Source organism: Desulfofundulus sp. JL263-se, from assembly GCF_056316025.1.
This window is the reverse complement of sequence record NZ_CM149993.1, coordinates 1,731,112-1,755,438: the sequence shown is the minus strand read 5'-3', so window position 1 is coordinate 1,755,438 and position 24,327 is coordinate 1,731,112. Positions and strand designations below refer to the sequence as shown.

Annotated in this window: 28 protein-coding genes; 1 reads left to right on the top strand and 27 read right to left on the bottom strand. The window is 49.0% G+C overall.

Translation table 11 applies throughout. The features are described 5' to 3' along the window. Nucleotides 1–13: 13 nt before the first annotated feature. The 6 genes from purC to ACX4JR_RS08930 all read right to left on the bottom strand — a co-directional run bounded on the left by purC (nt 14) and on the right by ACX4JR_RS08930 (nt 5,775). Nucleotides 14–721 carry a phosphoribosylaminoimidazolesuccinocarboxamide synthase gene (purC, locus tag ACX4JR_RS08955; RefSeq protein ID WP_476057738.1) on the bottom strand — a complete coding sequence of 236 codons (708 nt, stop codon included), beginning with the start codon at nt 719–721 and terminating at the stop codon, nt 14–16. A gap of 13 nt (nt 722–734) precedes the next feature. Beyond that, entirely contained in the window at nt 735–2,027 is a 1,293-nt protein-coding gene (gene purB, locus ACX4JR_RS08950; RefSeq protein ID WP_476057737.1) for an adenylosuccinate lyase, read from the bottom strand. Next, nucleotides 2,024–2,563: a 5-(carboxyamino)imidazole ribonucleotide mutase gene (gene purE / locus ACX4JR_RS08945; protein WP_476057736.1), complete on the bottom strand. Its 540-nt coding sequence runs from the start codon at nt 2,561–2,563 to the stop codon at nt 2,024–2,026. The genes purB and purE overlap by 4 nt, the downstream gene beginning before the upstream one ends. A 336-nt stretch (nt 2,564–2,899) precedes the next feature. Next, on the bottom strand, nt 2,900–4,441 hold the full coding sequence (gene guaA / locus ACX4JR_RS08940; RefSeq protein WP_476057735.1) for a glutamine-hydrolyzing GMP synthase: 1,542 nt from the start codon (nt 4,439–4,441) through the stop codon (nt 2,900–2,902). Between the two features lie 14 nt (nt 4,442–4,455). Continuing rightward, the gene (gene hpt / locus ACX4JR_RS08935; RefSeq protein WP_476057734.1) at nt 4,456–4,995 is read right to left on the bottom strand and encodes a hypoxanthine phosphoribosyltransferase; all 540 of its coding nucleotides are present in this window, start codon (nt 4,993–4,995) and stop codon (nt 4,456–4,458) included. A 63-nt stretch (nt 4,996–5,058) separates the two neighbouring features. Next, complete coding sequence (locus ACX4JR_RS08930; protein WP_476057733.1) at nt 5,059–5,775, bottom strand: hypothetical protein; 717 nt, start codon at nt 5,773–5,775, stop codon at nt 5,059–5,061. Between the two features lie 246 nt (nt 5,776–6,021). Between ACX4JR_RS08930 and ACX4JR_RS08925 the strand changes: the two genes are divergently transcribed. Next, the gene (locus ACX4JR_RS08925; RefSeq protein WP_476057732.1) at nt 6,022–7,365 is read left to right on the top strand and encodes a DUF1015 domain-containing protein; all 1,344 of its coding nucleotides are present in this window, start codon (nt 6,022–6,024) and stop codon (nt 7,363–7,365) included. Between the two features lie 40 nt (nt 7,366–7,405). Here the strand turns inward: ACX4JR_RS08925 and fliY are convergent, their stop codons facing one another. The 21 genes from fliY to ACX4JR_RS08820 form a co-directional block, all read right to left on the bottom strand. Then, nucleotides 7,406–8,626 (bottom strand): flagellar motor switch phosphatase FliY, encoded by a 1,221-nt coding sequence (gene fliY / locus ACX4JR_RS08920; RefSeq protein WP_476057731.1) that lies wholly within the window; start codon nt 8,624–8,626, stop codon nt 7,406–7,408. Next, nucleotides 8,619–9,617, bottom strand: coding sequence for a flagellar motor switch protein FliM (gene fliM, locus ACX4JR_RS08915; RefSeq protein ID WP_476057730.1), 999 nt, complete (start codon nt 9,615–9,617; stop codon nt 8,619–8,621). The genes fliY and fliM overlap by 8 nt, the downstream gene beginning before the upstream one ends. A 30-nt stretch (nt 9,618–9,647) precedes the next feature. After that, nucleotides 9,648–10,013 carry a response regulator gene (locus ACX4JR_RS08910; RefSeq protein WP_476057729.1) on the bottom strand — a complete coding sequence of 122 codons (366 nt, stop codon included), beginning with the start codon at nt 10,011–10,013 and terminating at the stop codon, nt 9,648–9,650. Between the two features lie 26 nt (nt 10,014–10,039). After that, entirely contained in the window at nt 10,040–10,657 is a 618-nt protein-coding gene (locus tag ACX4JR_RS08905) for a chemotaxis protein CheC (protein ID WP_476057728.1), read from the bottom strand. Beyond that, on the bottom strand, nt 10,644–11,447 hold the full coding sequence (locus ACX4JR_RS08900; protein WP_476057727.1) for a CheR family methyltransferase: 804 nt from the start codon (nt 11,445–11,447) through the stop codon (nt 10,644–10,646). Before ACX4JR_RS08900 ends, ACX4JR_RS08905 begins: the two co-directional genes overlap by 14 nt. Before the next feature lie 3 nt (nt 11,448–11,450). Then, the gene (locus tag ACX4JR_RS08895) at nt 11,451–11,948 is read right to left on the bottom strand and encodes a chemotaxis protein CheD (protein WP_476057726.1); all 498 of its coding nucleotides are present in this window, start codon (nt 11,946–11,948) and stop codon (nt 11,451–11,453) included. 13 nt (nt 11,949–11,961) lie between these two features. Continuing rightward, nucleotides 11,962–12,735 carry a flagellar hook-basal body protein gene (locus tag ACX4JR_RS08890; protein WP_476057725.1) on the bottom strand — a complete coding sequence of 258 codons (774 nt, stop codon included), beginning with the start codon at nt 12,733–12,735 and terminating at the stop codon, nt 11,962–11,964. 21 nt (nt 12,736–12,756) lie between these two features. Next, the gene (locus ACX4JR_RS08885) at nt 12,757–13,527 is read right to left on the bottom strand and encodes a flagellar hook-basal body protein (protein WP_476057724.1); all 771 of its coding nucleotides are present in this window, start codon (nt 13,525–13,527) and stop codon (nt 12,757–12,759) included. 26 nt (nt 13,528–13,553) lie between these two features. After that, on the bottom strand, nt 13,554–14,309 hold the full coding sequence (locus ACX4JR_RS08880; RefSeq protein ID WP_476057723.1) for a sigma-70 family RNA polymerase sigma factor: 756 nt from the start codon (nt 14,307–14,309) through the stop codon (nt 13,554–13,556). Nucleotides 14,310–14,324: 15 nt separating this feature from the next. After that, nucleotides 14,325–14,978 carry a flagellar brake protein gene (locus ACX4JR_RS08875; RefSeq protein ID WP_476057722.1) on the bottom strand — a complete coding sequence of 218 codons (654 nt, stop codon included), beginning with the start codon at nt 14,976–14,978 and terminating at the stop codon, nt 14,325–14,327. Nucleotides 14,979–14,983: 5 nt separating this feature from the next. Further along, nucleotides 14,984–15,877 (bottom strand): MinD/ParA family protein, encoded by an 894-nt coding sequence (locus ACX4JR_RS08870; RefSeq protein ID WP_476057721.1) that lies wholly within the window; start codon nt 15,875–15,877, stop codon nt 14,984–14,986. Beyond that, on the bottom strand, nt 15,858–17,120 hold the full coding sequence (gene flhF / locus ACX4JR_RS08865) for a flagellar biosynthesis protein FlhF (protein ID WP_476057720.1): 1,263 nt from the start codon (nt 17,118–17,120) through the stop codon (nt 15,858–15,860). The genes ACX4JR_RS08870 and flhF overlap by 20 nt, the downstream gene beginning before the upstream one ends. Beyond that, nucleotides 17,110–19,191 (bottom strand): flagellar biosynthesis protein FlhA, encoded by a 2,082-nt coding sequence (gene flhA, locus ACX4JR_RS08860; RefSeq protein WP_476057719.1) that lies wholly within the window; start codon nt 19,189–19,191, stop codon nt 17,110–17,112. The genes flhF and flhA overlap by 11 nt, the downstream gene beginning before the upstream one ends. Nucleotides 19,192–19,212: 21 nt before the next feature. Further along, on the bottom strand, nt 19,213–20,289 hold the full coding sequence (gene flhB, locus ACX4JR_RS08855) for a flagellar biosynthesis protein FlhB (protein ID WP_476057718.1): 1,077 nt from the start codon (nt 20,287–20,289) through the stop codon (nt 19,213–19,215). Between the two features lie 68 nt (nt 20,290–20,357). Beyond that, nucleotides 20,358–21,128, bottom strand: a complete 771-nt coding sequence (fliR, locus tag ACX4JR_RS08850) for a flagellar biosynthetic protein FliR (protein ID WP_476057717.1) — start codon at nt 21,126–21,128, stop codon at nt 20,358–20,360. Nucleotides 21,129–21,137: 9 nt separating this feature from the next. Further along, nucleotides 21,138–21,407: a flagellar biosynthesis protein FliQ gene (gene fliQ / locus ACX4JR_RS08845; protein ID WP_476057716.1), complete on the bottom strand. Its 270-nt coding sequence runs from the start codon at nt 21,405–21,407 to the stop codon at nt 21,138–21,140. Between the two features lie 32 nt (nt 21,408–21,439). Beyond that, nucleotides 21,440–22,195, bottom strand: coding sequence for a flagellar type III secretion system pore protein FliP (gene fliP / locus ACX4JR_RS08840; RefSeq protein ID WP_476057715.1), 756 nt, complete (start codon nt 22,193–22,195; stop codon nt 21,440–21,442). Further along, nucleotides 22,185–22,547 (bottom strand): flagellar biosynthetic protein FliO, encoded by a 363-nt coding sequence (locus ACX4JR_RS08835; RefSeq protein WP_476057714.1) that lies wholly within the window; start codon nt 22,545–22,547, stop codon nt 22,185–22,187. Before ACX4JR_RS08835 ends, fliP begins: the two co-directional genes overlap by 11 nt. After that, a complete protein-coding gene (locus tag ACX4JR_RS08830; protein ID WP_476057713.1) occupies nt 22,540–22,917 on the bottom strand; it encodes a FliM/FliN family flagellar motor switch protein in 378 nt (125 codons plus the stop codon). The genes ACX4JR_RS08835 and ACX4JR_RS08830 overlap by 8 nt, the downstream gene beginning before the upstream one ends. A 22-nt stretch (nt 22,918–22,939) precedes the next feature. Next, a complete protein-coding gene (locus ACX4JR_RS08825; RefSeq protein ID WP_476057712.1) occupies nt 22,940–23,449 on the bottom strand; it encodes a flagellar basal body-associated FliL family protein in 510 nt (169 codons plus the stop codon). Between the two features lie 30 nt (nt 23,450–23,479). Beyond that, on the bottom strand, nt 23,480–24,307 hold the full coding sequence (locus ACX4JR_RS08820; RefSeq protein WP_476057711.1) for a flagellar hook-basal body complex protein: 828 nt from the start codon (nt 24,305–24,307) through the stop codon (nt 23,480–23,482). Between the last annotated feature and the right edge of the window lie 20 nt (nt 24,308–24,327).

Below are 24,327 nucleotides of genomic sequence, written 5' to 3'. Positions count from 1 at the left end.
ATGTTCCCTGCACCTATTCCCCCGTCAGCCTGCGCCTGATTTCCCTGTAGGCTTCTTCCACATTGCCCAGGTCGCGGCGGAATCTATCCTTATCCAATCTTTCCTTCGTGGTTTTATCCCAGAAGCGGCAGGTATCGGGCGAAATTTCATCACCCAGGAGAATTTTTCCTTCATACCTGCCAAATTCCAGCTTAAAATCAACCAGATCCAGGTTTTTTGTTTCCAGGTGTTTTTTCAATATCTCATTAACCTTTAAGGCCGTGCTTTTAATGTATTGCATCTCTTCCGGAGCGGCCAGGCCCGCCACGCGGATGTGGTCATCATTAATCAACGGGTCTCCCAATTCGTCGCTCTTATAGTAGTACTCCACCACCGGCTGGGACAGGGGAGTTCCTTCTTCCATGCCCAGGCGCTTGGCCAGGCTGCCGGCCGCTACATTGCGAACAACCACTTCCACCGGGATAATCTCCAGGAATTTTACCAGCATTTCATTGGGGCTTATATATTCTATAAAATGGGTGGGTATGCCTTCCCTTTCCAGCAATTTAAAGAAATAGGTGGAAATTTGATTGTTCAAGATCCCTTTTCCCGCAATGGTTCCTTTTTTCAGGCCGTCAAAGGCCGTAGCATCATCTTTGAACTCCACCCATACGGTTTTCGGGTCTCCGGTTTTATACACGCGCTTTGCTTTGCCTTCATATATGAGTTCTTTCTTTTCCACCGCACGCTCCTCCTTATAGCCCGAAACGGGCATAGATTTGGTCTACATTGCGAAGGTGATATTCATAGCTGAAGAGCTCGTCCAATTCCTCCCCGGATAGCAAGCTTGCCACATCGGGATCCTTTTCCAGGAGACTGCGAAACTGTTCTCCCGTTCTCCAGCACTCCATGGCATTCCTCTGCACTAGTTCGTATGCCTTTTCCCGGCTTAGCCCCTTGTCCACAAGGGCCAACAGCACCCGCTGGGAGTAAATGAGCCCGTTGGTCCGCTCCATGTTGTGCTTCATTTTTTCGGGGTAAACCAGTAGATTTTCTACAATTTGAGTAAATTTATATAACATGTAATCCAGGGTTATGGTGCTGTCGGGGATAATTACCCTTTCCACCGAAGAGTGGGAAATATCCCTTTCGTGCCAGAGGGCTACGTTTTCCATGGCTGCCAGGGCATTGCCGCGGAGCACCCGGGCAAGACCGCTGATCCGCTCGGCGGTGATGGGGTTTCGCTTGTGGGGCATGGCTGAGGACCCTTTTTGCCCTTTAGCGAAATATTCTTCCGCTTCCCTGATGTCGGTGCGCTGCAGGTTGCGTATCTCAGTGGCAAATTTATCAAGAGAGCTCCCTATAATGGCCAGGGTGCACATGTATTCGGCATGACGGTCCCTCTGCAGAACCTGGGTGGAGATACGGGAGGGGCGCAATCCCATCCGCCTGCACACGTGGGCCTCAACCTTGGGATCGATGTTGGCATAAGTTCCCACGGCTCCCGAAATTTTCCCCACGCTAATGATATCAATAGCTTGCTCCAGCCGCCGGATATTACGTTCGGTTTCAGCCGCCCAGAGAAGCATTTTCAGGCCGAAGGTCATGGGTTCCGCGTGAATGCCGTGGGTCCGGCCGATCATAACCGTGTTCTTGTATTCCTTGGCCTTTTCCAAAAGTAACCCGTGCAGTTTTTGCAAGCGGGCCAAAATCTGTTCAGCTGCCTGTTTCATCAGGGCGGCCATGGCCGTATCCACCACGTCCGAGGAGGTAAGTCCCAGGTGTATGTATTTGGAAGCTTCGCCCACGTATTCACCCACACAGGTTAAAAAGGCAATCACGTCGTGGTTTGTAACTGCCTCTATTTCATCAATGCGCTTAACGTCAAAATCAGCCTTCTCTTTAATTTCTTTTAAGGCTTCTTCAGGAATGATGCCCATTTCGGCCAGTGCTTCGCAGGCATAGATTTCCACTTCCAGCCACTTCCGAAATTTATTTTCCTGGGACCAGATTTCTTTCATTTCCGGCAGGGTATAACGCTCAATCAAGATTTACCACTCCCGTTGGCTTTTTCTCCAAGGTACCCCTTAACTCCCAGTGCCTGCAGGCGGGCGTTTTTCTCCTCTACCTGGCTTGCCAGTTTTTCTTTATAAGCCAGAATTTTTTGCCGGATGGAGGGGGTTGTGGCTCCAATAATTTGGGCGGCCAGAATTCCGGCATTTTTGGCGCCGTTTATACCCACCGTGGCCACGGGTATCCCCGGCGGCATTTGAACCGTGGAGTAAAGGGAGTCAATACCTTCCATGGCTCCCGAGCCAATGGGAACGCCTATTACCGGCAAGGGGGTATGGGCAGCGATAACTCCCGCTAAATGAGCTGCCTGTCCGGCCCCCGCAATGATAACCGCCAGCCCGCGGTCAGCGGCGCTGCGGGCATATGCGGCAGTTTTATCCGGGGATCGGTGGGCGGATAATATTTTTATTTCGCAGGGAATGCTGAACTCTTCGAGTATTGCCGCTGCTCCGACCATTACGGAAAGGTCGCTATCACTTCCCATTACTATTCCAACCAGTGGCGTTTCCATGTTCAACCTCCTTCTGACCATAGCATTATGTAAAAATTCAGGACTAAATGTAAAACCCAGGCAGGAGGTCATCTGGTGAGTGAAACCTCCCCGCCTGGGCTTTTATCCCGACCGGTGTAGCACGTGCCCGCCGGGGCACGGCCTGTACCGCTTGGACCGAACCGCCCGCAAGGGCGTGGAACCCTAGGTACACTTTCTCTCAGGTCACATTACATTTTTTATTTTTTGTGACTCCGCTTACATATTAGCAAAGGCCGGTAAGTCCTGTCAACCTGTTCCTGCCCTGTTGTTGGTGGTATCAAGTAATTTATCCTTAAAATTTTAAGCTGTATCAACCTACTCCCATTCTATTGTGGACGGCGGCTTGGAAGTTATGTCGTATACAACGCGGTTCACTTCTTTTATCTCGTTGACAATCCGGTTGGAGAGGGATTCCAGTACTTCGTAAGGCAGTCGTACCCAATCGGCGGTCATACCGTCCCTGCTTTCAACAGCCCTTATGGCTATGGTATAGGCATAAGTTCTTTCATCTCCCATTACACCGACGCTTTTTAAATTAGGGAGAATTGCAAATGACTGCCAAATTTTCCGGTACAGCCCGGCTTTTTTTATTTCCTCCGTTACGATGGCGTCTGCTTCCCTAAGTATATCCAGTTTCTCCCGGGTAACTTCTCCCAGTATCCTTATGGCCAGCCCGGGGCCGGGGAAGGGCTGGCGCCATATTATTTCATCCGGCAGTCCCAGTTCTTTTCCCACCTTGCGCACTTCATCCTTAAAAAGCCAGCGCAGGGGTTCCACCAGTTTAAGTTTCATATCTTCCGGAAGGCCGCCGACGTTATGGTGGGACTTGATAACCGCTGCCGTGGCGGTGCCGCTTTCCACCACATCGGGGTACAGGGTTCCCTGGACGAGGAAGTCAATCTGGCCCAGTTTTTTGGCTTCTTCTTCAAATACCCGTATAAATTCGTTGCCAATGATTTTTCGCTTTTGTTCCGGGTCGGTTATCCCGGCCAGTTTACTCAGAAACCGTTCCTGGGCGTTTACGTCAATTAAATTAATCTTAAAGACATCGCGGAATGTCTTTATTACCTGTTCCTTTTCACCCTTGCGCAGCAGCCCGTGATCTACAAAAATACAGGTTAACTGGTCCCCTATGGCCTTGTGCACCAGGGCCGCGGCCACTGAAGAATCCACACCGCCGCTCAAGGCGCAAATGGCCTTTCCTTGGCCCACCTGATCCTTTATTTCCCTTACGGCATGGTCAATAAAAGAGCCCATGGTCCATGTGCCGCTGCACCCGCATATGTTAAAGAGGAAATACTTCAAAATATCCATTCCCTTGGGCGTATGGACCACTTCCGGGTGAAACTGAACCGCGTAAAGTTTCTTTTCAGGATTTGTCATGGCCGCAACCGGGGCCTGTTCTGTCCGGGCGATTACTTCAAACCCCGGCGGGGGCTCGTCCACTCTATCCCCGTGGCTCATCCAGCACTGTTCAATTTCTTCCATGCAGCACAAAAGTCCTTCCCGGCTTAAAACCTGCAGGCGGGTTTTGCCATATTCCCTGCGGGCCGATGGGGAAGTTACTCCCTTTAATTGGTGGTTCATAAGCTGCATACCGTAGCATATACCCAGTATGGGAATTCCCATATCATAAATGGCCGGATCTACAGTAGGGGCGCCGGGCTGGTAGACACTGGCAGGGCCCCCGGAAAAAATAATGCCCCGCGGCTGTTTATTCCTTATTTCGGTCAGCGGAGTATTATAAGGGATCATTTCGCAGAAGACATTACATTCCCTTATGCGGCGGGCAATAAGATGACTGTACTGTCCGCCGAAATCCAGCACTATTACCAGTTCCTGCTCGGGAACAGTCATGGCTCTTCCTCCTGTTACTTTTTGTAAACATCAGGGCTAAGTACCAATATATCTTTTAAGTTGCGATATTTTTCATTATAATCCAGGCCGTAACCTACGACAAATTCATCAGGAATGGTAAAGCCGTTGTAATCTACGGTAATTTCAACCTGGCGGCGGTCGGGCTTGTCCAGCAGGGCGCAAGTTTTAAGACTTGCCGGGCCGCGGGTCTGCAGGTTTTCCAGCAGGTATTTAAAGGTCAGCCCGGTATCTACTATGTCTTCCACCAGTAAAACGTGGCGCCCTTCTATATTTTTATCCAGATCCTTTAGGATCCGTACTACCCCTGAGGACTTGGTGGAACTTCCGTAGCTGGAAACCGCCATGAAATCCAGTTCAACAGGAATGGTAACGGAACGTACCAGGTCGGCCATAAAAATGAAAGCCCCCTTTAAAATGCCGACCATAAGCAAGTCCTTATTTTCATAGTCCCGGGAAATGGCCTGTCCCAGTTCCTCTACCCTGGTTTTTATCTCTTCCTCGGTAAGCAAAATTCTCTCTGCATGGGAACGCAAAACAATCGCCTCCGGTGAAGTCTTATAAAATCCGGGTTATTATAACAGAGAGGCTCCACCATGTCAATTAGAGGGGGACGAGTCTTCTTCTTCAGGAGGAGATATTTTCATTTGCTTGTTATAGTCCCATAGCTCAATACCTATTTTCATTTTATCATTTTTTCCGTTAATGCCTGTTGCTTCCACTATGGCCTTGCGAATCAGTTTGGTTTCAGGATTAATCCATACCCTGTAAAAAAAGTCATTATAGCGCATTTGAAGAAATTGGTTATTGACATTGGGGCGCATCTCCACCAGAGCCAATTTTTCTTGTCCTACTTTTTCCATTCCCCGGTAGTTGATTTCCGGGATATCCTTAAAGTTAAAATTCCCCAGGGGATTGAGTTCCACGAATAGTTCGGAGTCCACCATTCTATTCCCCGTCAAAGTGAACCACCTGCCGGTTAGGGATTCTTTAAAATAAGTTTTATTACCTATATGCACCAGCTCAAACTGGGTATTCTGTAAATTTCCTTTAATATGAACGCGGTCCGGGGCCACCCGCCTTCCTGTTACCGTTGAGGCTGTGTCTTCCCTGCCCAGTTCCGTATGGACCTTGAAGCAAAAGCTTCTGGCGTTCATGGTATTGTGGAGGGCGGTGGATAATAACTCTTCTGGATTTATTCTGGTTTGCTGCCAGTATTGTACGGTCTTAAAGGATAACAAGCCTAATATAATGACAGCCCCGGCAATTAACAGAGCAGTTTTTCGGTTGAATATTACCCAGCGAGTTTTTGCCAACCCCTTCACCCCTTATAAAAATCCGTTATAAATTTATACTTTAAAAATTGCGTAAATATGCTCGTGCCATTTTTTAAGGCGGTAAATCTGTTTTATAAGATAAAGATATGATAAAATTAACTTGTTTTAGGCGCTTTACTTTTTGTTTTGAGTGAGGTAAAAAGCCTTTCAGCGAGTAATGTAAAAATATAGGAAAAGGGGTTCAGGTCGTTGGACCAAGAAGAAATAAGGTGGGGGAGACGTAGCGTGGCTAAAATAGTTCCATTCCGAGGGATACGATTCGATCAGGAAAAGGCCGGCAGATTGGCTGAGCTGGTGACACCTCCTTATGATGTTATTGACGAGAGAAGCCAGGAGGCTTTTTATCAACGCAGTCCTTATAATATAATTCGCCTGGAATACGGGAAAAAATATGATACCGATAATGAATCCGATAATTGTTATACCCGGGCGGCCGAATACTTTCGCAGGTGGCGTGAACAGGGAATATTGGTTAAAGATGAAAAACCTTCCCTGTATCTTTACCAGCAAGAATTTAAAGTTAACGGGGCTAAAAGGGTACGGTCCGGATTTATTTGCGGGGTAAAGCTTGAGCCCTACGAAAAAGGGGTAATAATTCCCCATGAAGAAACCATGCCCAAGCATAAGGCCGACCGCCTGGAGTTGATGCGGGCCTGCCGGGCCAACTTTAGTCCCATATTTGGCCTTTACGCAGACAGGGAAAGAAAAGTGGACGGTATTCTGGAATCGGCGGTGGCGGGGTGCAGGCCGGATGTGGAGTTCCGGGATCAGGATGCCCAAATCCACCGCATGTGGATTGTTTCAGATCAGAATGTTATTTCCCGGATACAGGAAGAAATGGCCGGGCACCGGATATTTATAGCTGACGGGCACCATCGTTACGAAACGGCCATGACCTACCGGGATGAAAGGCGGGAAATGGAGCCGGTGGCTCCGGAAGGGGAAGTATCTTATGACTATACAATGATGGCCCTGGTAAACCTCTTCGACCCCGGGTTGGTAATCCTGCCTACTCACAGGCTGGTTAAGTGTGTAATGAATTTTGGTGAATTCCTGTCCAGGGTAAAGAGGGACTTTCATGTAGAGGAAATGGCTCCCGCCCGGTATTACGGTAATCCCGGTAGGGTAGAAGAGTTACTCAGGGACCGGGCCGGCCTGGGGAGTAGAGACCCCGGGGAGCACGGCCATGTTTTCGCCTTGTATGGCGGAGAAAAGCGCTTATATTTGCTTACCCTTAAGGATGAAAATATTTTAAAATCCTTAATGCCTGAAACCCGTTCCCGATGGTGGAACAGACTGGATGTTTCGGTTCTCCAGAACTTGATACTGGAAAGGTGTTTGGGGATCGGCGCGGAGGAAAGGGCGTCGGGTAATTATTTGAAGTATACCAGGGACGGGGCTGAAGTCTTCCGCGAGGTTGATGCCGGGAATTATCAGCTGGGTATTTTCACGAATCCCACTCTGATAGAAGAGGTAATCCAGGTGGCCGGCAGGGGAGAAAAAATGCCCCAGAAATCCACTTATTTTTATCCGAAGTTGATTACCGGCCTGGTAATAAAGGAATTATAAGATATTAAAACCGCTCCGTTAATTGGGGGCGGTTTTAACATTATTCAATAATTTTTTCCATTCTTTCAGCGGGGGTTATGATGTCGGTAATTCTAACCCCGAAATTTTCGTTTACCACCACCACTTCTCCCCGGGCCACCAGCACGCCGTTTACCAATATTTCCACCGGGTCATCAACTTGTGCGGAAAGCTCCAGGATGGCGCCGGGAGTATAGCCCAGTACTTCTTTTATGGGTTTTTTGGCCCGGCCCAGAACTGCCGTTACCCGCAGGGGAATGTCCATGAGCATGGCCAGTCGTTTCCGGTCTATGTCCAGTTCAGGATACTGCTCAGCGGAATCAGCAAACGATATTTCAGGTTCCGGTTGTTGGGCTGGCGATACCTGGTCGGGAGATTGTTCGGCCGAGGGTGTTTCTTCTGCTGAATCCGGAATTGCCCGGGCCTGTTCCACGGCGGGACTTTTTTCTCCCGTTTCGTAGATTCCCTGCCATAACAGTGAGGCTACTTCTTTGGCAGTTTCCGTACTTAAAATTTGCATTATTTCCGTGTCCAGTAGTTCACCAATGGTCATTCTGAAGGATACTACCACAATGGGGTCCTCAACAGGCAGGCGGAATCTTTCGCGGTCCGGGGTCTCCAATATTTCTGTTTTGGGAGGTGAAATATTTATAGTCCGGTTAAATAAGGTGGACAGGGAGGTGGAGGCGGTGCCAATCATTTGGTTCATGGCCTCCGAGGCGGCACTGATTTCCATTTCAGAAATTTCTTCCGCCAGTGCAGTACCGTCACCGCCCATCATGAGGTCGGCCATCACCATGGCGTCCCGCAGTTGTATCACTAGTATGTTAAATCCTGCCAGGCCTTGTTTAAATTCCACCTGAATGATCAGGTAGGGAACCTGGAAAGTTTTAAACAATTCCTCCTGGGTCAGAATGCGGACCTTGGGACTGGTGATGGTGACTCGCTGCCGCAGTAGTTCCGATAAAGTGGTGGAGGCAGACCCCATGGATATATTGCCGATTTCCCCTAAAGCATCTTTTTCTTCTTCCGAAAGGTACCGGGATTCTACCTCCTGCACTTCGGATTCCGCAACCGGCTGGGAGGCCTCGCCTGTACCGTTTTCCGGGGGCTCAACTTCTTCATTGTTCCCTGCAGCGAGGGCTTCCGAATCTCGTTCTTCTTTTTCGGGTTCTTCTTTATTCAATTGTTGCCCGAGGAGTGCATCGATTTCCTCCTGGCTAAGCATTTTATCATCAGGCATTTTTATTCTCTCCTTCTTTTAAGGAAACCACTTGAACAGCCCTTTGATTGTCCAGCGCGCCGGCCTGGACTCCGAATTTGGGCACCCCTTCAATTTTAAGGACCAGGTCCTGATTTATCTTTCGCTCCAGTACAAGAATATCTCCTTCTTGAAGCTGCAAGAATTCTTCCACGGTTATGTCGGTGCCGCCCAGGTCAACTTCCAGTTCTACTTCCGATTTGCCCAGCCAGTATTTAATTAACTGCAGGTCTTTTTCCGCGGGGCCCCGGTCTTGCCGCACCTGTAACTGCTGCCGCATGGACAGCAGGGACATTACCGGCTCCAGCACCATGAAGGGCAAGCAGATGTTTATTAAGCCCCGGTTTTCATTATTGATGGTTGCAGTAAAGGTAATTAAAGCCACCACTTCATTGGCTGAATAAAGCTGTTGCATGCGGGGGGTAGTTTCAATGTGCTGTATTTCTGGGGTAATTTCATATATTTCCTTCCAGGTGGAGGCCAAGTTTTCCAATATTTTTGTGTTCAGTTTCCGTATTACCGCCAGTTCTATGTCCGTGAGTTCACGCTCTTTTTCCAGGGAAGTCCCCGAACCTCCGAAAAGCAGGTCAATCACCGGCAGGACAAATTGAATATTTGTCTCCATCAGTGCCGAGCCGGGTAAAGGGGTGGCGGAAAAGACAGTAAGAACAGTGGGACTGGGCAGGGAGCGTATAAATTCATCGTAAATTATCTGCCCCACTGATGCTACCTCAATATTGATATCGGCACCGAGGTACCCGGAAAGAAAGCTTGACAGCAGCCGGGCGAAATGCTGGTGCAGCATTTCCAGCGTGCGTAAATGTTCCTTGGAAAATTTACTGGGACGGCGAAAATCATAGCTCTTTACGCTGGTTTCCGCTTCTGTCTTTTTTGTTTCTTCCAGGTTGAGAGTACCTGCATTCAATGCTTCCAGTAAAGAGTCTATTTCTTGCTGGGATAGGATTTCTTGCAAAATAACGCCTCCCAGATCAAAATATTGCTGTTACCTGTTTAATACTCTTTCTATGGCTTGCATTATCCTGTCCGGCTGAAAAGGTTTAACGATGAAATCCTTCGCCCCTGCTTGAATAGCCTCCATTACCATTGACTGTTGTCCCATGGCGCTGCACATAATTATTTTTGCATTGGGCGCCTTTTTCATGATGGCTTTAACGGCCTCTATTCCATCCATTTCCGGCATGGTAATATCCATGGTTACCAAATCGGGCTTAAGTTCAAAATAAAGTTGTACCGCCTGTTTGCCGTTTTCAGCCTCCCCTACTACTTCGTAACCTGCTTTGGTAATAATGTTTTTTATCATCATACGCATAAAAGCTGCATCATCCACGATGAGTATCTTGGCGCTCATGATTTTTTCCTCCTTAGCTCGGCTGATTATAGGGACAGGCCCAGGGCACTCAGGAGCTTGCCAATATCGTCGGGCTCGGCTAAAAAGAAAAAGTGCCCTTTGGCTTTTTGATTTGCCAGAGTCAGCTCGGTTTCTATTACCAGCACCTTATCTTCCACTCTGTTGCTGGCAATTATTAAAGAAGTTAATATGGCTCCCAGCATGTCAAAGGCGAAAACGGGGACCGTAGTTACCATTTTAAGCTGGGACATCATACCTATGGCGTTAGAGAAGGAACCGGTCAATACATTGCCCACTTCCTTAACTGCCGATTCACTCATTTCATCTAATTCCCTGGTGGAACCTTCCGGCAGGCCCATTAAAAAATCTACCAATAAATAAGTGCTCGGCTCGTCAAAAATAAACATCATGATTCCCTGCACATCCCCAAAAACGCGCAGGCTGACGCAGGAGACCAGTTTTTCCTCTCCCCCTATCAGGGAAATTACTTCTTCCAGAGAGTAAAACCCTGCCCGGGGAACAGTCATGTTAATCTTCTGGTTAACCAGCTGGGACAGTGAGGTTAAGGCGTTACCCATACCAATATTGCTTATTTCCTTTAGGGCATCCAGATGTACCGGTGAAATTTCCTTAAACTTTGACATGGCCAGCTCCCTTCGTTTTATTTGTCTTTTTTCGGTAAAAACAATGGGATATCTTTTCAAACCCCAGTTCCTGGTAATTGAATATCATCTCGCTTCCCCCGATAAATAATATGCCTCCTTCATTGAGAGACTTGGCAAATTGAGAGTTTACCCGCTCCTGGGCCTCGCGGGTAAAATAAATGGTTACGTTACGGCAAAGGATGAGATCAAAGCCGGTGTCGTATCTATCCTGCAGAAGATCGTGGTGTTTAAAAGTAACTTTCTTTTTCAGTACATCTGATATTTTATAACCGTTGTCCTCTTTGGTGAAATACCGGGCCAATCTATCCGGGCTGACATTTTTAACTGCATCGGCCCCATACTTTCCCAAGGCCGCCCGGGCCAGAATATTCTTGTCCACGTCGGTAGCCAAAATACGGTGTCTCACCCCGGGGGTCTTTTCGTCCAGGATTATGGCCACGGAATAAGGTTCGGCGCCGTTTGAGCAGGCGGCACTCCAAATCTTTAAAGTTTTTTTGTTTCTTAGAAGAGCCGGCAGGTGTTCCCTCTCCAATTCTTCAAATTTTTTGGGGTCACGGAAGAACTCGGATACATTAATGGTCAAATAGTTCAGAAAGGCTTCATAAACGACGCGCCGGGCTTTAAGCAAGTTAAAAAAATCGTCATAATTGGGGGACTTATATTTTTGCATAAAACTGTTGATTCTCCTGCGCAGCTGATTTTCCTTGTAACTTTCCAGGTCGATTCGAAATGTCGTACGGGCCCGGCGTTTGAATTCTTCAAAGGTCATTTGTTAAATCACCTTTTGTTCCCTTCCCAGGGTTCTTATATATACTTTTCCGTCACTGGCGTCCAAAATCATGGTCCTTCCTTTATTGCCCCCCACATCTTCGGCCACAATCCTTATACCGATTTGCTTTAAAACTTCCCTCGCTTTTTCCACATTTCGCTCTCCAATATTGAATGTCAGCTTTTCATCCATACCGCTGAACATTTGGGCCCCGCCCACCAGTTTGGCAATCATTTTTTGGGGCCTGGCCCCCATTTTTTTCATTTGTTTTACCAGTAAAGGTATGCCCAGGTCGGCAAATTTTGCCTCGCTGGTAACGCGGCTGAATTTTGTACTGTCGGGAAGCATTAAGTGAAGCAGCCCGGCTATATGGGTAGAAGGATCGTAAATACCGACGCCTACGCAGGAACCGAGACCCAGCGTAATCAAGCGGACCGGTTTTTTAACTACCCTTAAGTCGGCAATACCTACTCGTATTTCTTTTGCATCTGTTTGTTCCATTGTGACTCCTCATTTATCTTCGAATATTATTGGCCATGTCCCACAGCTGGTCGGCAATTTTCACTGATTGAGCATTTAATTGGATTATTCTTTGGGTATTAATGAGCTTAACCATTTCCATGGTCACATCAGTGTTGGACATCTCTACGAAACCCTGTTTCAGTCGTCCCGTGCCGTTTTCCCCGGGAACATACTTTTGAGGGGTGCCGCTTTGCGGCGTGGCTGTAAAAAGATTTTCGCCGACGGCTTTCAGTCCCTGGGGATTACTGAAAAGATATAAGTTAACCTGACCCGCATGGGCGGCATTTCCGGAACTATCCAGGGACTCCACAGTTCCGTCAGGATGAATTAACACCTTAACGGCATCTTCGTCAATTTTGATGCCGGGCAAAAATTTGCCCGAGGCATTAACCAGGTATCCCGCGGCATTTCTGTGAAAATTACCGTCCCGGGTATAAAATTCGTCCCCCTCCTCGTTTTGGACGCGGAAAAATCCTTTGCCCGCAATAGCTATACTATAGGGGTTATCGGATTTCACCATTACCCCCGGGGAGAAATCCCTGGGAATTTCGGCCACCCGGGAGCCGCTTCCGGAATAGATACCATTTGCCCTATTATTAACCGGTTTTCCCGATGCAGACAGTTCCTGGTATACCAGGTCGGAAAAGGCAGTATACTGGGCTTTAAAGGCGCTTGTATTAATATTGGCCAAATTATTGGCCACGGTGTCAAGGCGCAGCATTTGCGATGAAATCCCGCTAACACCGTTCCATAAAATTCTCTGCATAGAGTCACCTCAACATAGATGTTATTTCAATTTTCCTACTTCTCCGATAGCCAGATTGAGGAGCCGGTCGTGGGCCTGCGCTAATTTTTGCCCGGCTTGATACGCCCGGAGAACCTCCATGGCCGTTACCATTTCCTTTACCGGGTCAGTGTTGGAGGTTTCAATGTATCCCTGGCGAACTTCGGGCCTTTCAACGGCAATCACCCTCTCACCGGCCGGGGCGCTGTACAGGTTGTTGCCGCTTTTTTGCAGGACAGACGGGTCATCGAAGCGGCAGATCAGGATCCGGCCAATTTCACTGTTTCCCGAGAAAACTTTACCGCCGCCGGAAACAGTGAATTCTCCCCCGGAAACTTTAAGGGGCCCCCCTTCTCCCAGCAGGCGCAGCCCGCTGGTGTGTACGATATACCCCTGGACATCCACGTGGAATCTTCCGTTTCTGGTATAGTAGCGGTTTCCCCCTTCATCTTCCAGGCAGAAAAAGCCTTCCCCCGTAACGGCCAAATCCCCCGCTTTACCTGTTTTTACCAATACCCCCGGCCTGAAGTCGGTAACCACTTCCCTTACCAGGGAACCCTGGTTGATAGTCCCTATTTCCAGTGAAAAGGGCGGTCCGGTGTAGTTTTCCTTTGAGTTTGAGTTAACCAACATCATTTCCTGGAAGGGGGAAATAATTGCGGTTTCCCTCTTAAACCCGGCAGTTTCCGCATTGGCCAGATTATTGGAAACTACCTCCATCCTGGCCAGCTGGGTATTCAGTCCCGCTATTGCTGTGTAAAATCCTCGATTCAAAACTTTCACGCTCCTTCGGTACCAATTCATTCTCCAGACAATTCGGCCAGTTTTTTTCTAAGCCTGGCAATGGCCCTGCGGTGCAGCTGGCATACCCTCGACTCGCTTACTTCCAGAACCTGTCCAATTTCCTTGAGGGTAAGTTTCTCCTGGTAATAAAGGGCTAGAACCAGCCGGTCCCTTTCGCCCAAAAGTTTTATTGCCCTGGTCAGGGTTTCTTTATCGCTGTTATCGCAAACCACCTGCAGCGGGTCGGGAGAAGAAGGGTCGGGAATCATGTCTGCGAAACGCACGGTGTCGTCTCCTTGTTCTTCCGGTGTATCGTCCAGAGAGAGGGAGGTTAATCTGGATAAGTGACTGTTCAGCTTATGTATTTCCTGGACGGTGGTGCCCATTTCTTCGGCCAATTCCTGATCGGATACACTCCGCCCCAGTGTTTTCTCCATTTTCTCCCGCTTCTGATACAGGTTGTTGAGTTTTTGCCAGGTGGTGCGGGGAATCCAGTTGGCTTTTCTGATTTCGTCATACATTGCCCCCCGTATGCGCTGGTAGGCAAAGGTTTCGAAACTAATTCCCATGCCGGGGTCAAATTTGTCAATGGCTTCCAGCAGACCCAGGATGCCGCAGCTTTCTAAGTCTTCCCGGTTCATACAGCCGGGCAGTCTTACGCCCAGCCTGCCGGAAAGTTGCTTGACCAGGTCAAGGTAAGCCAAAACCAGCTCTTGCCTGGTGTTTTCGTCCCGCGACCGGATGTATTTTTGCCACAAATCCGCCTTTGACATCGCGCCACACCCAAATTAACGCAGTTGATTTTGCCTGCCCATCCTGGCGAATATGAATCTCATAATTTTATCCTGAGTGTTTCGAGTGATATCTAAAAATTCAATGCCCGCGTGATAAACACGGCGTTTGTCTTGTAATTCTATAACTTCCAGGCGCACTATTTCCCCCTTAAGTTCAAAAGTAAGTAATTGTTCCTTGATTTTTAACTGAAAGCGGAGGAGTAGCGTTATCCTCTCCCTGAGGGGTTCTTTTAAGGCCAGCTTCATGCCGCCGGCGCTGAGGTTAACGGTAAAGGCTTCTTTATACTCCGGCTTTTCGTTACCACCCGGCTCTACGGCGTATTTTACCGGTATGGAAATGGGTATTCTGACAAACTTACGCTGTTGAATTCGGTCAACTTTTTCCGGCATGGCCAAAACGTAAAGGGGAATCCGATCTTCGGTTCGGCCCATAACCCGGGCTTTAAACTGGTAGCTGGCATTTTCCCCGACAAACCTGACGGTGACGTTTTCTCCCCGGTGAAGAATTAGGGGCTGAGATTTTTGATAAGGTATGGCGATGGAAAACCTGTCTTCCCCGTATTCCTGTACCGATGTTGTATGCCAATCCACGCCGTCTTTGGATATGGACAGTTTTTGATTCATGGTAAGGTTTAACCGTTCCGGCAAAATCATTACCTCCTAAAAAGCCGGACAAGCTTATTGGCGAATTCCTTTATTCCCAACCGGGGTTCATCGTCTTCTTTAAAACTCCTCCTGATATTGTCACTGATTTTTAAAATACATTTTGCGGCTGGTGTAGAGGCCTTGTATAAAAACAGTGGTTCCTGGGCTTTTACGGCTTCGGGAACAGAACGGTCTTCCAGTATGTATCCCAGGTAATTAATTGATATGCTTAAAAAACGCGTGCAAACATTTTTAAATTTATGTAAAACTTCCGCTGCTTCTCTTTGCCCCGAAACCCTGTTAACAACGATGTGAACCCTGCTGTGCAGGTGGTACTTGGAAACAATTTTGGTAAGGCTATAAGCATCGGTCATTGACGTGGGTTCGGGGGTTATGACCAGGACCAGCTCTTCCACGGCAGCTGTAAAGGCCAGCACGTTTTTGGAAATGCCAGCCGCCGTATCCACTATTATAAAATCGGCTTCATTATCCAAAACCTGTAGGGAATTTATTAAATTTTGTAAATGTTCGTCACTTAAATTAGCCAGTTCCATAAACCCCGAGCCGCCCGAAATCAGTTTTACCCCGGCGGGTCCCGGAATGATTATATCCCGGATCTGGGCCCGCCCCTTTAAGCAGTCGTAAAGACTAAGGGGAGGGTTTATTCCCATCAGAACCTCTGCATTGGCCAGCCCCAGGTCAGCATCAAAAATTACCACCCTTTTACCTGCCTGGGACAGGGAAATGGCCAAGTTGACCGTCAGGCTGGTCTTGCCAACCCCTCCCTTCCCGCTGGTTATGGCCATAATGCAGGGCTTTATAACAGGAGATACGTGGTTTTGGGAGATATTCTCGCTTTGCTTTATTATATGGGGGTTCCTTTTAAAGCGGAATCGCTTCACCGCGATCAAACCCCTCAAGAATTAAATTGGCAAGCCTTTTGGGATTAACCGCCTCAATATCATCGGGGATGTTCTGCCCGTTGGTAACGTAGCTCACGGGGGTTCCCATTTCGCAAATTACATTTAACATGGAACCAAGGGTATCGGTTTCGTCCAGCTTAGTAAAAACCATTTTGGAAAACCCTGCCCTGCTAAAATCCCTGGCTATCCGCATAATATCCCGGTTTTTGGTGGTAGCGCTTAAAACCAGCAAAACGTCCTGCTTATCGCCTATGGCGTCTAAAAAGGTTTTGAGTTCCAGAATCTGGCCGGTGTTTTTGGAGGGGCGTCCTTCCGTATCAATAAAAATATAGTCTTTGTCCTGGTGCTTTTGCACCGCCTTATCCAGTTCTCCCGGGGTCATTACAATTTCTACGGGGGCCCCTATGATTTCGGCGTAATAATTTAATTCTTCCAGGGCGCCGAAACGGTGGTTGTATAAGGCAATGAGGGCAATGCTTTTATGGTGAAATACCTGGTATCTTGTGGCTATCTTTACCAGGGTGGTGGTTTTGCCCACCCCCGTGGGGCCCACAAAGGTCATTATTCTGCTGCTGGCGCTGTTTTTATAGGCACGGTCTACCAGCGCTACTATTTTATTCTTCAACGAAACTTTAAAAAATTCCTCTGTATTAGTAGAATCAACCTCGGAAGTTTCTTTCAAGTCCGACAGAAGGATCTCCGCAATTTTATCGTGAATTTCCATTTCCCGGAGTATTTGTCGCCACTTTGAGGTCGTACTGTCCATTTCTCCAACCTCCCCTTGGTCCGCCATTTTATGTACCAGCATTTTAAACCAGTCGTCTTTTTCCTTTTCTCCGAAATCCAGTAAGGGTTCCGGCAGCTTGGCGGGCAACACATTCTTAGGAATTACAGGTTCCTTCCCGGGCCGGGGACGGCTTATGTCTAATCCGCCGGAAGAATTTAGCGGCGGCTGGGTGCGTAAAACCGCGGCTGCAGCGGGAAGTCTTTTGTTACTGCCGGTGATATCTATTTCTTTCACCTCCGGTTTTTGGGGTATTGTTTCTTCCTGCTGTTCTTCCACCGCTGCCGTAACTATCAGCTGCCTGGGGCCCAGAAAATCCCAAATACTTTTCCTTGGTGCTTTTTCGGAACCGATTATTACAGCATTGGGCCCCATGTCTTTTTTAATTACGTTCATTGCCTCTTGCATACTGGACACGGTATATCTTTTAATTTTCATCCGTACTCACCGTTCCCATGACCTGAATTTCCACTCCCGGAATAATTTCATTAAGGGATAGAACCGCCAGCTGCGGAATGTATCTCTGGGTCAGGCGCTTGAACGGTAGCCGCACCTGGGGCGAGCATATCACTACCGGGCTTGTTCCCTGGGCAGATAACTTTTCTACTGTTTGCTGCAGGTTTTCCATAATCCGCCTGGCCAGTTTCGGTTCCAGAACCGGGTAGCTGCCCATTTGAGTCTGCTGGATAGATTCAGTAATAGTGTTTTCCAGCCGGGGGTGCAGGGTGATTGCCGGGAGGATGTTATTTTCCGTAATATACTGCCGGCAAATTGTTCGGGCCATGGCCTGGCGCACGTAGTCGGTGAGAAAGTCAATATCCCGGTTCAGTCTCACCCCGTCGGCCATGGCTTCCAGAATAACCACCAGGTCTCTGATTGGCACCCGTTCTTTAAGAAGGTTTTGCAATACTTTTTGAATATCCCCCAGCGTAAGGGTATCCGGAAGAAGTTCATCCACCAGGGCAGGGTTATTTTCTTTAACCACGTCCACCAATTCTTTAACTTCTTGCCGGCCCAGCAATTCATCGGCGTGCTGCTTGATAAATTCGGTAAGGTGGGTCACCAGTACGGTGGAACAGTCCACCACCGTGAGGCCGCGCATTTCAATTTCATCCCGGTCGGCGGCGGTTACCCACCAGGCGGGGAGGCCGAATGTTGGTTCCGTGGTGGGAATGCCCTTAATCTCCGTTTCCTGTCCCGTGGGATCCATGGCCAGGAAGTGGCCCGGCATTAATTCCCCGGAGGCCATTTCCTCTCCCCGGAGTTTAAAAACATAACTGTTGGGATTTAACTGGAGATTATCGCATATGCGAATGGGACGCACGTATATGCCCATTTCCGCAGCACACTGCCTGCGCACCGAGGCCAGGCGCTGCAAAAGGTCTCCCCCCTGGCTTTCATCAGTAAGGGGAATGAGATTGTAACCTATTTCTATCTGCAGGGGGTCAACCTGGAAGTAAGAGGATATATCTTCCGGTTCCCGCCTTCTTTGCGACTGCTCTAGAGCTTCCATTTCCTGCTGCCTTAATTCCTGTTTCTTTTTTTCCCTTGTAAGGCTGCGGGCGGCAAAGACCAGCAGCCCGGACAGGGTAATAAATATGAGGTGAGGCATTTGGGGGAGCAGTCCGATAACAAACACTACGCCGGAAACCGGGAACAGTATTTTGGGAAAGTTGGTAAACTGGGCGGTAACTTCCTGGCCGAAATTAGAATCCGACGTGGCCCGGGTAACCAGAATGCCTGCCGCCGTGGATATTAGCAGCGCCGGTATTTGGGAAACCAGGCCGTCCCCAATGGTCAGCAGGGTATATGTATGTAAGGCTTCCGTAACAGACATGCCCATTTGGAGGGTGCCTATGGTTATGCCGCCCACAATATTAATTAAAATAATTACAATTCCAGCGATGGCGTCTCCTTTTACAAATTTGCTGGCGCCGTCCATGGCCCCGAAGAAGTCTGCTTCTCTCTGGAGGATGCGCCTCCTTTCCCGGGCTTCCACCTCGCTGATCAGGCCGGCGTTAAATTCGGCGTCAATGCTCATTTGTTTGCCGGGCATGGCGTCCAGGGTGAACCTGGCCGCCACCTCGGCCACTCTTCCGGCACCGCTGACGATGACCACGAACTGGATAACTGTAATGATGATAAAGACTATCAGCCCCACAATGTAATTCCCGCCCACCACGAAGTGCCCGAAGGCGTCAATTATTTTTCCGGCCCGGGCGTCACCCAGTATGAGGCGGGTGGAAGAGATGTTAAGGGCCAGCCGGTACAGGGTGGTAACCAGCAAAAGGGACGGGAATACCGAAAACTGCAGGGGCTGGGTGGTAAACATGGTGATGAGGATGATTACCAGGGCGACGGTAATGTTAATGGTCAGCAGAAAGTCCAGCATTCCGGGGGACAGGGGAACCACTATCATAAGGACGATGCCCAATACCAGGCCCGCGATGAGCAGGTCCATATTTTGTTTGGTCAGGTTGAGCACGTTGTTTCCCTGGGGCGGGGACATAATTGAAGACCTCCGCATCTGTTAGTTAGTGTGCAGCTTTTTATCCAGCCGGTATACGGTGGCGATTATTTCGGCCACAGCCTGGTAAAGTTCCGGCGGGATTTCCTGGCCCGGTTCCACCTGGAAGTAAAGGGCCCGGGCCACTTCCGGCCTGCGAAGTACGGGCACGTTATGTTTAGCGGCAATTTCCATTATTTTTTGGGCCAGGTACCCGGCCCCTTTGGCGGTAACGGTAGGAGCCTGCATTTCCTCTTCATCGTAGCGCAGGGCCACCGCGTAATGCTCCGGGTTGGTCACCACCACCGTGGCCGCCGGGACCTCTCGGCGGATCTGGTTCAGGGCGATTTCCCTCTGCCGGCGCCGCAGCCAGGACTTCAGGTGGGGATCTCCCTCGGTATGTTTCATTTCTTCTTTAACCTCTTGCCTGGTCATTCTTAAGTTCTTGAAATGCTCATATCTCTGGAACATAAGATCGAATACAGATAAAACAAAAAAGGCGATACCTCCTGCGGTGGCCGCGGCCAGGAGGATGTCCGCAATGACTTCGAAAATCCGCGGTGGATGCTTGAAAACTATGAGTAACAATTCGTGTATTCTGGACCGCATTACCAGGTAGACCACGGCTGCCGTTATCACGATTTTTAAAATACTTTTTAAAAGTTCCACCAGGCTGCGCAAGCTAAAGATGCGCTTAAATCCCTGGATAGGGTTAATCCGTTCCGCCCTGGGCTTGATTACCTCCGGGGCGAAGAGAAAGCCTACCTGGATAAGGTTGGCCAGCAGCGCGGCAAGGATGGCTACGATAAATACCGGTGCCGTTATTAACGCCAGCTCCAGGCCGAAGTCCCAGAGGACGCGGATAAGATGTTCTTCGGGCAGCCTGTAGTGCAGGCTTGTTCTGAAATATTCGGCCAAATAGGCCTGGAAAGCCTGTGTGGATTGGTCTATCCAGGCGTAGGCCAGGACAATCATGGCCAAGAGAAGCAGGGCTGCAGTAAGGTCCCGGCTTTTAGCCACCTGTCCTTTCTTCCGGGCTTCCTGCAGCTTACGCGGCGTTGGTGGCTCGGTTTTTTCCTGGGCTGGATTTCTGTCCGCCATCAGGTTAACCCTTTCAAATTTTGGGGGAAATTTTCCAAGTTAAGTCCTACTTAATTAAAGATAATGTCTCAGTGGGAAAATTCCCTCAAAAGAAGTAACATATCCCGTTCCATTAATTGGAATATATGGTTAAATACTGAACCCAGTACGGGAACCAGAAGACTCAGTGTGATAATGCCTGCCATTATTTTAATGGGAAAGCCGAGAATGAAAATGTTTAGCTGGGGGGCAGTCCGTCCTACCAGCCCCAGGGAAACGTCCACTACCAGCGCCACGGCCATTATGGGGGCCGTTATTTTAACAGCCAGGACCATCATATCTGCAAAGGCCCTTATCAACACCAGGGCAAATTTCCCCGAAACCGCCGCCCCCAGCGGCGGTACGACCTCAAAGCTTTTGGCCAGTATGGTTATTATGTCGTGATGTGCGTTTACGGACAGGAGAAAAGCCATCCCCAGCAGGAATAAAAACCGGGAAATAATTGTGGACTGTCCTCCCTCCATGGGGTCGAATATCTGGCTCATGAAAAAGCCTATCTTAATATCAATTAATTGCCCGCCAACGGACAGGGCACTGAAGAGCAGTGTGCAGATATAACCCAGGGCCAGGCCCACTCCCACTTCCCTGGCCAAAGCCAGGCTGAAATCCAGTGCCCCGGCAAAATTTCCCTCCGGTGACGGTACCGCTGGCACCAGAAGGGCCGCCATACCCAGGGCAAGCGCAGCCTTGAGCATGACAGGAAAATTTTGCAGGGAAAAGAAGGGGGCAGCCACCAGGAATGCCGAAATCCTGGCCAGGACAAGTAAAAATAGTACCAGCGTGTCGAAACCGGGAAGCATTTTTACACCTCAGCCCAGCACGTCCGGGAGTTTGCCGAAGATCCTGGTTGTAAAGCCCGTCATTACCCGGATAATCCAGGGGGCGGTTACGGCCAGGGTAACCAATACGGCTATAATTTTAGGGACAAAAGCCAGGGACTGTTCCTGAATCTGGGTGGTGGCCTGCAGTATTCCTACGATTATGCCCACCAGCAGGGCCATGCCCAGGGGAGGGAGTGCCAGTATACAAACGGTGAGTAACGCTTCCCGTACTACTCCGATAATAAAAGTATCGGTCATGTACCCGCCCCTCTCAGGAAAGGGTTAATTAACTAGCCGAAGCTTTCCACCAGCGATTTTACAACCAGGTGCCACCCGTCCACCATTACGAAGAGCAGCAATTTAAAGGGAAGAGATATAATCACCGGGGGAAGCATAAACATGCCCATGGACATCAAGGTACTGGCCACGACCATATCGATGACCAAAAAGGGAACGTAAATCAAAAAGCCCATTTGAAAAGCCGTTTTCAGCTCGCTGATGACAAAGGCCGGTACGAGTACGGACAGCGGGACGTCCTCTTTATTTTGGGGACGCGGCGCGTCCGACAAGTCGATAAACAGCTTTAAATCCTTTTCCCTGGTCTGTTTGAGCATAAAATCCCGGACCGGGGCGGCTGCCCGGTCCCAGGCTTCCTCCTGGGTGAGTTCATTGGCCAGGTAAGGCTGTATGGCCTGCTGGTTAATCTGGCTGTATACCGGTGACATAATAAATATGGTTAGAAAAAGGGCCAGCCCGATCAGTACCTGGTTGGGCGGTGTCTGGTTTATTCCCAGCGCCGAACGTAAAAGGGAAAGTACTATTATAATGCGGGTAAAGCTGGTCATGGTAAGAAGAAAAGCCGGCACCAGGGAAAGCAGGGTTAGCAGTACCAGCAGTTTGACGCTGTCCACCACCTGCTCCGGGTCGTCCGTGGGCCGCACCTGCAAATCTATGCCCGGCAGGGGTTGAGCCGCTGCCGGGTGGGAAATAACAAGAATTATGACAAAAACTAAAAGAGTCAGCAGTAGCATGCGGCTATTTTTCATGGCCCTTGTTCTCCCGCTGCAGCCATTTTCCCGAAATTAAGGACAGGATGTTGCCGGGCGATGTACCGTGGCCTTCGAACATAATTTCCGCCGGCATTTCGTCCATTACCGCCAGCAAGACCGTAGAACCGTCCTGGTGGGCCAGAAGGTAATACTTGTCCCCCACCTGGACAAGGCTTAATAAAACCCTGGGGCCCAGCGGCACTTGTTCAATCACCCTCATGTACCTTCGCTTACATATCCCAGCGGTACGCTGTCCCAGCCCGTACTTTATGGCAAAATAGGCCAGAACGGCAACCAGGGGCAGGGATACGGCAAGCCGGGCAAGGGCCCGGAGCATTTCATCATCCATCCAGCTTTTCTCCTGCCGCGGGCTCGGGTTCGTAAAGGGTGTGCACGCGCAGGCCGAAGTTGTTTCCTATAATTATAACTTCCCCCTGGCCGAAACGCTGCTGGTTCAGGTATATATCCACCATTTCCCCTGCCGGCCGGTCCAGTTCCAGCACCGATCCTTCTTCCAGGCCCAAAAGCTCACCTACTTTAATCCAGGTGGAGCCCAGCTCGGCGGTGACAATAATGGGGATGTCGTCCAGGTAATTTATGCCTACTTTCATCCGGCTGGAACCTGCTGCCGGTTTCAGTTGGGGAAAGTTAACCTTTTTTATTACCTGTTTGTTTTTGCCGGTGCCCTCCAAAAATTCCTTGATTTCCTGTTCGTTCATCGTGCTGCCGCCTCCCCCTAACTCAGCTGATTATAAACTCCGTAAAAAACACCCGTTTCACCTTGCCTCCCACCAGTATTTTATTTACGGCGTTAATAATTTCGTTTTTGAGCGGGCCAATTTTATCAAGCGGCCGTATTTCGTCCACTGTCTTGCTGCGTAATATTTTTATAATCAGGTCGGTGATTTCGGGTTCTTTTTTTGCCAGCTCCTCGGCGAATTTTTCATCTTCCGGGTACTCCAGGACCACGCCCACTTTTAAGAAACGGGCTCCCCCCGGGTCGGCCAGGTTAACTATTATGCTCCCCAGGTCCATGGTGGCGGTGGGTTCCTCTTTTTTCTTTTCTTCTTTTTTGGACTTTTGAGCCTGTTCCGCCCCGGGGAATCCCACCACGTTAAAATAGCCTATGACCAGCCCGGCCCCCAGCAGGAAAACCAGGAGGCCGGCCAGGACCAGCTGGAGGAAGCCGGGCTGTTTTTGGGGTTTTTCGGGGCTGGCGTTTTGGGCACTACTTTTATCTTTTCTGGGCATATTGCTTCACCTGTTGGTTAGTTAGTGATATTACCTTTTGAGGTTAATGAGTTCTTCCAAAATGGTATCTGATACAGTAATTGTCCGGGCGTTGGCCTGAAAACCTCTCTGGGTGATAATCATGTCGGTAAATTCCTTGGTTAGGTCCACGTTAGACATTTCCAGGTAACCGGAGACGAGGGTGCCGGCGGTACCCTGTCCTGGCTGAGTATAATTGCCTGTACTATTTAGCCTTTGGGTATTAGCTCCTTCAACATATAGGTTTCCGCCGGCTTTTTTAAGGCTTTCGGGGTTGCCGAAAACAGCCAGCCCTATAGGGTTAGTAGTAGATTGAGGGTTTCCGTCTTTATCTATATAAGAAATACTTCCATCTTTTCCAATACTAATAGATTTTACCGGAGCATTGCTAAGTGTTATTGGACTACCTTGGGTATCCAACACTTGGTGTCCAGCACTGGTAACCAAATAACTCGTTTTACTATTATCATCATAGGTTAAAAAGAAGTTGCCATCCCTGGTATAGTATATATTTCCGGAAGAATCTTGCACGACGAAAAACCCGTTTCCCTCAATTGCAACGTCAAGAATCCTATCCGTCATACGCAATGCACCTTGCCTGAAATCATTAAAAATAGTGGCCAAATTTACGCCAGTTCCAACCTGTACAGGGTTGGTATCGTGTTTATGATCAGTTGTACTTGTTCCGCCTTGTAATGTCTGGCTCAATGCATCTTTAAATTCGGTCCTTCCCGATTTAAAACCAGTGGTATTAACATTAGCGATGTTGTTTCCTATAACATCCAGCCGGGTCTGGTGGCTGCGCATTCCCGATGCTCCTGAATAAAGGGAACGTAACATTTTCTTCCCTCCAATACAAA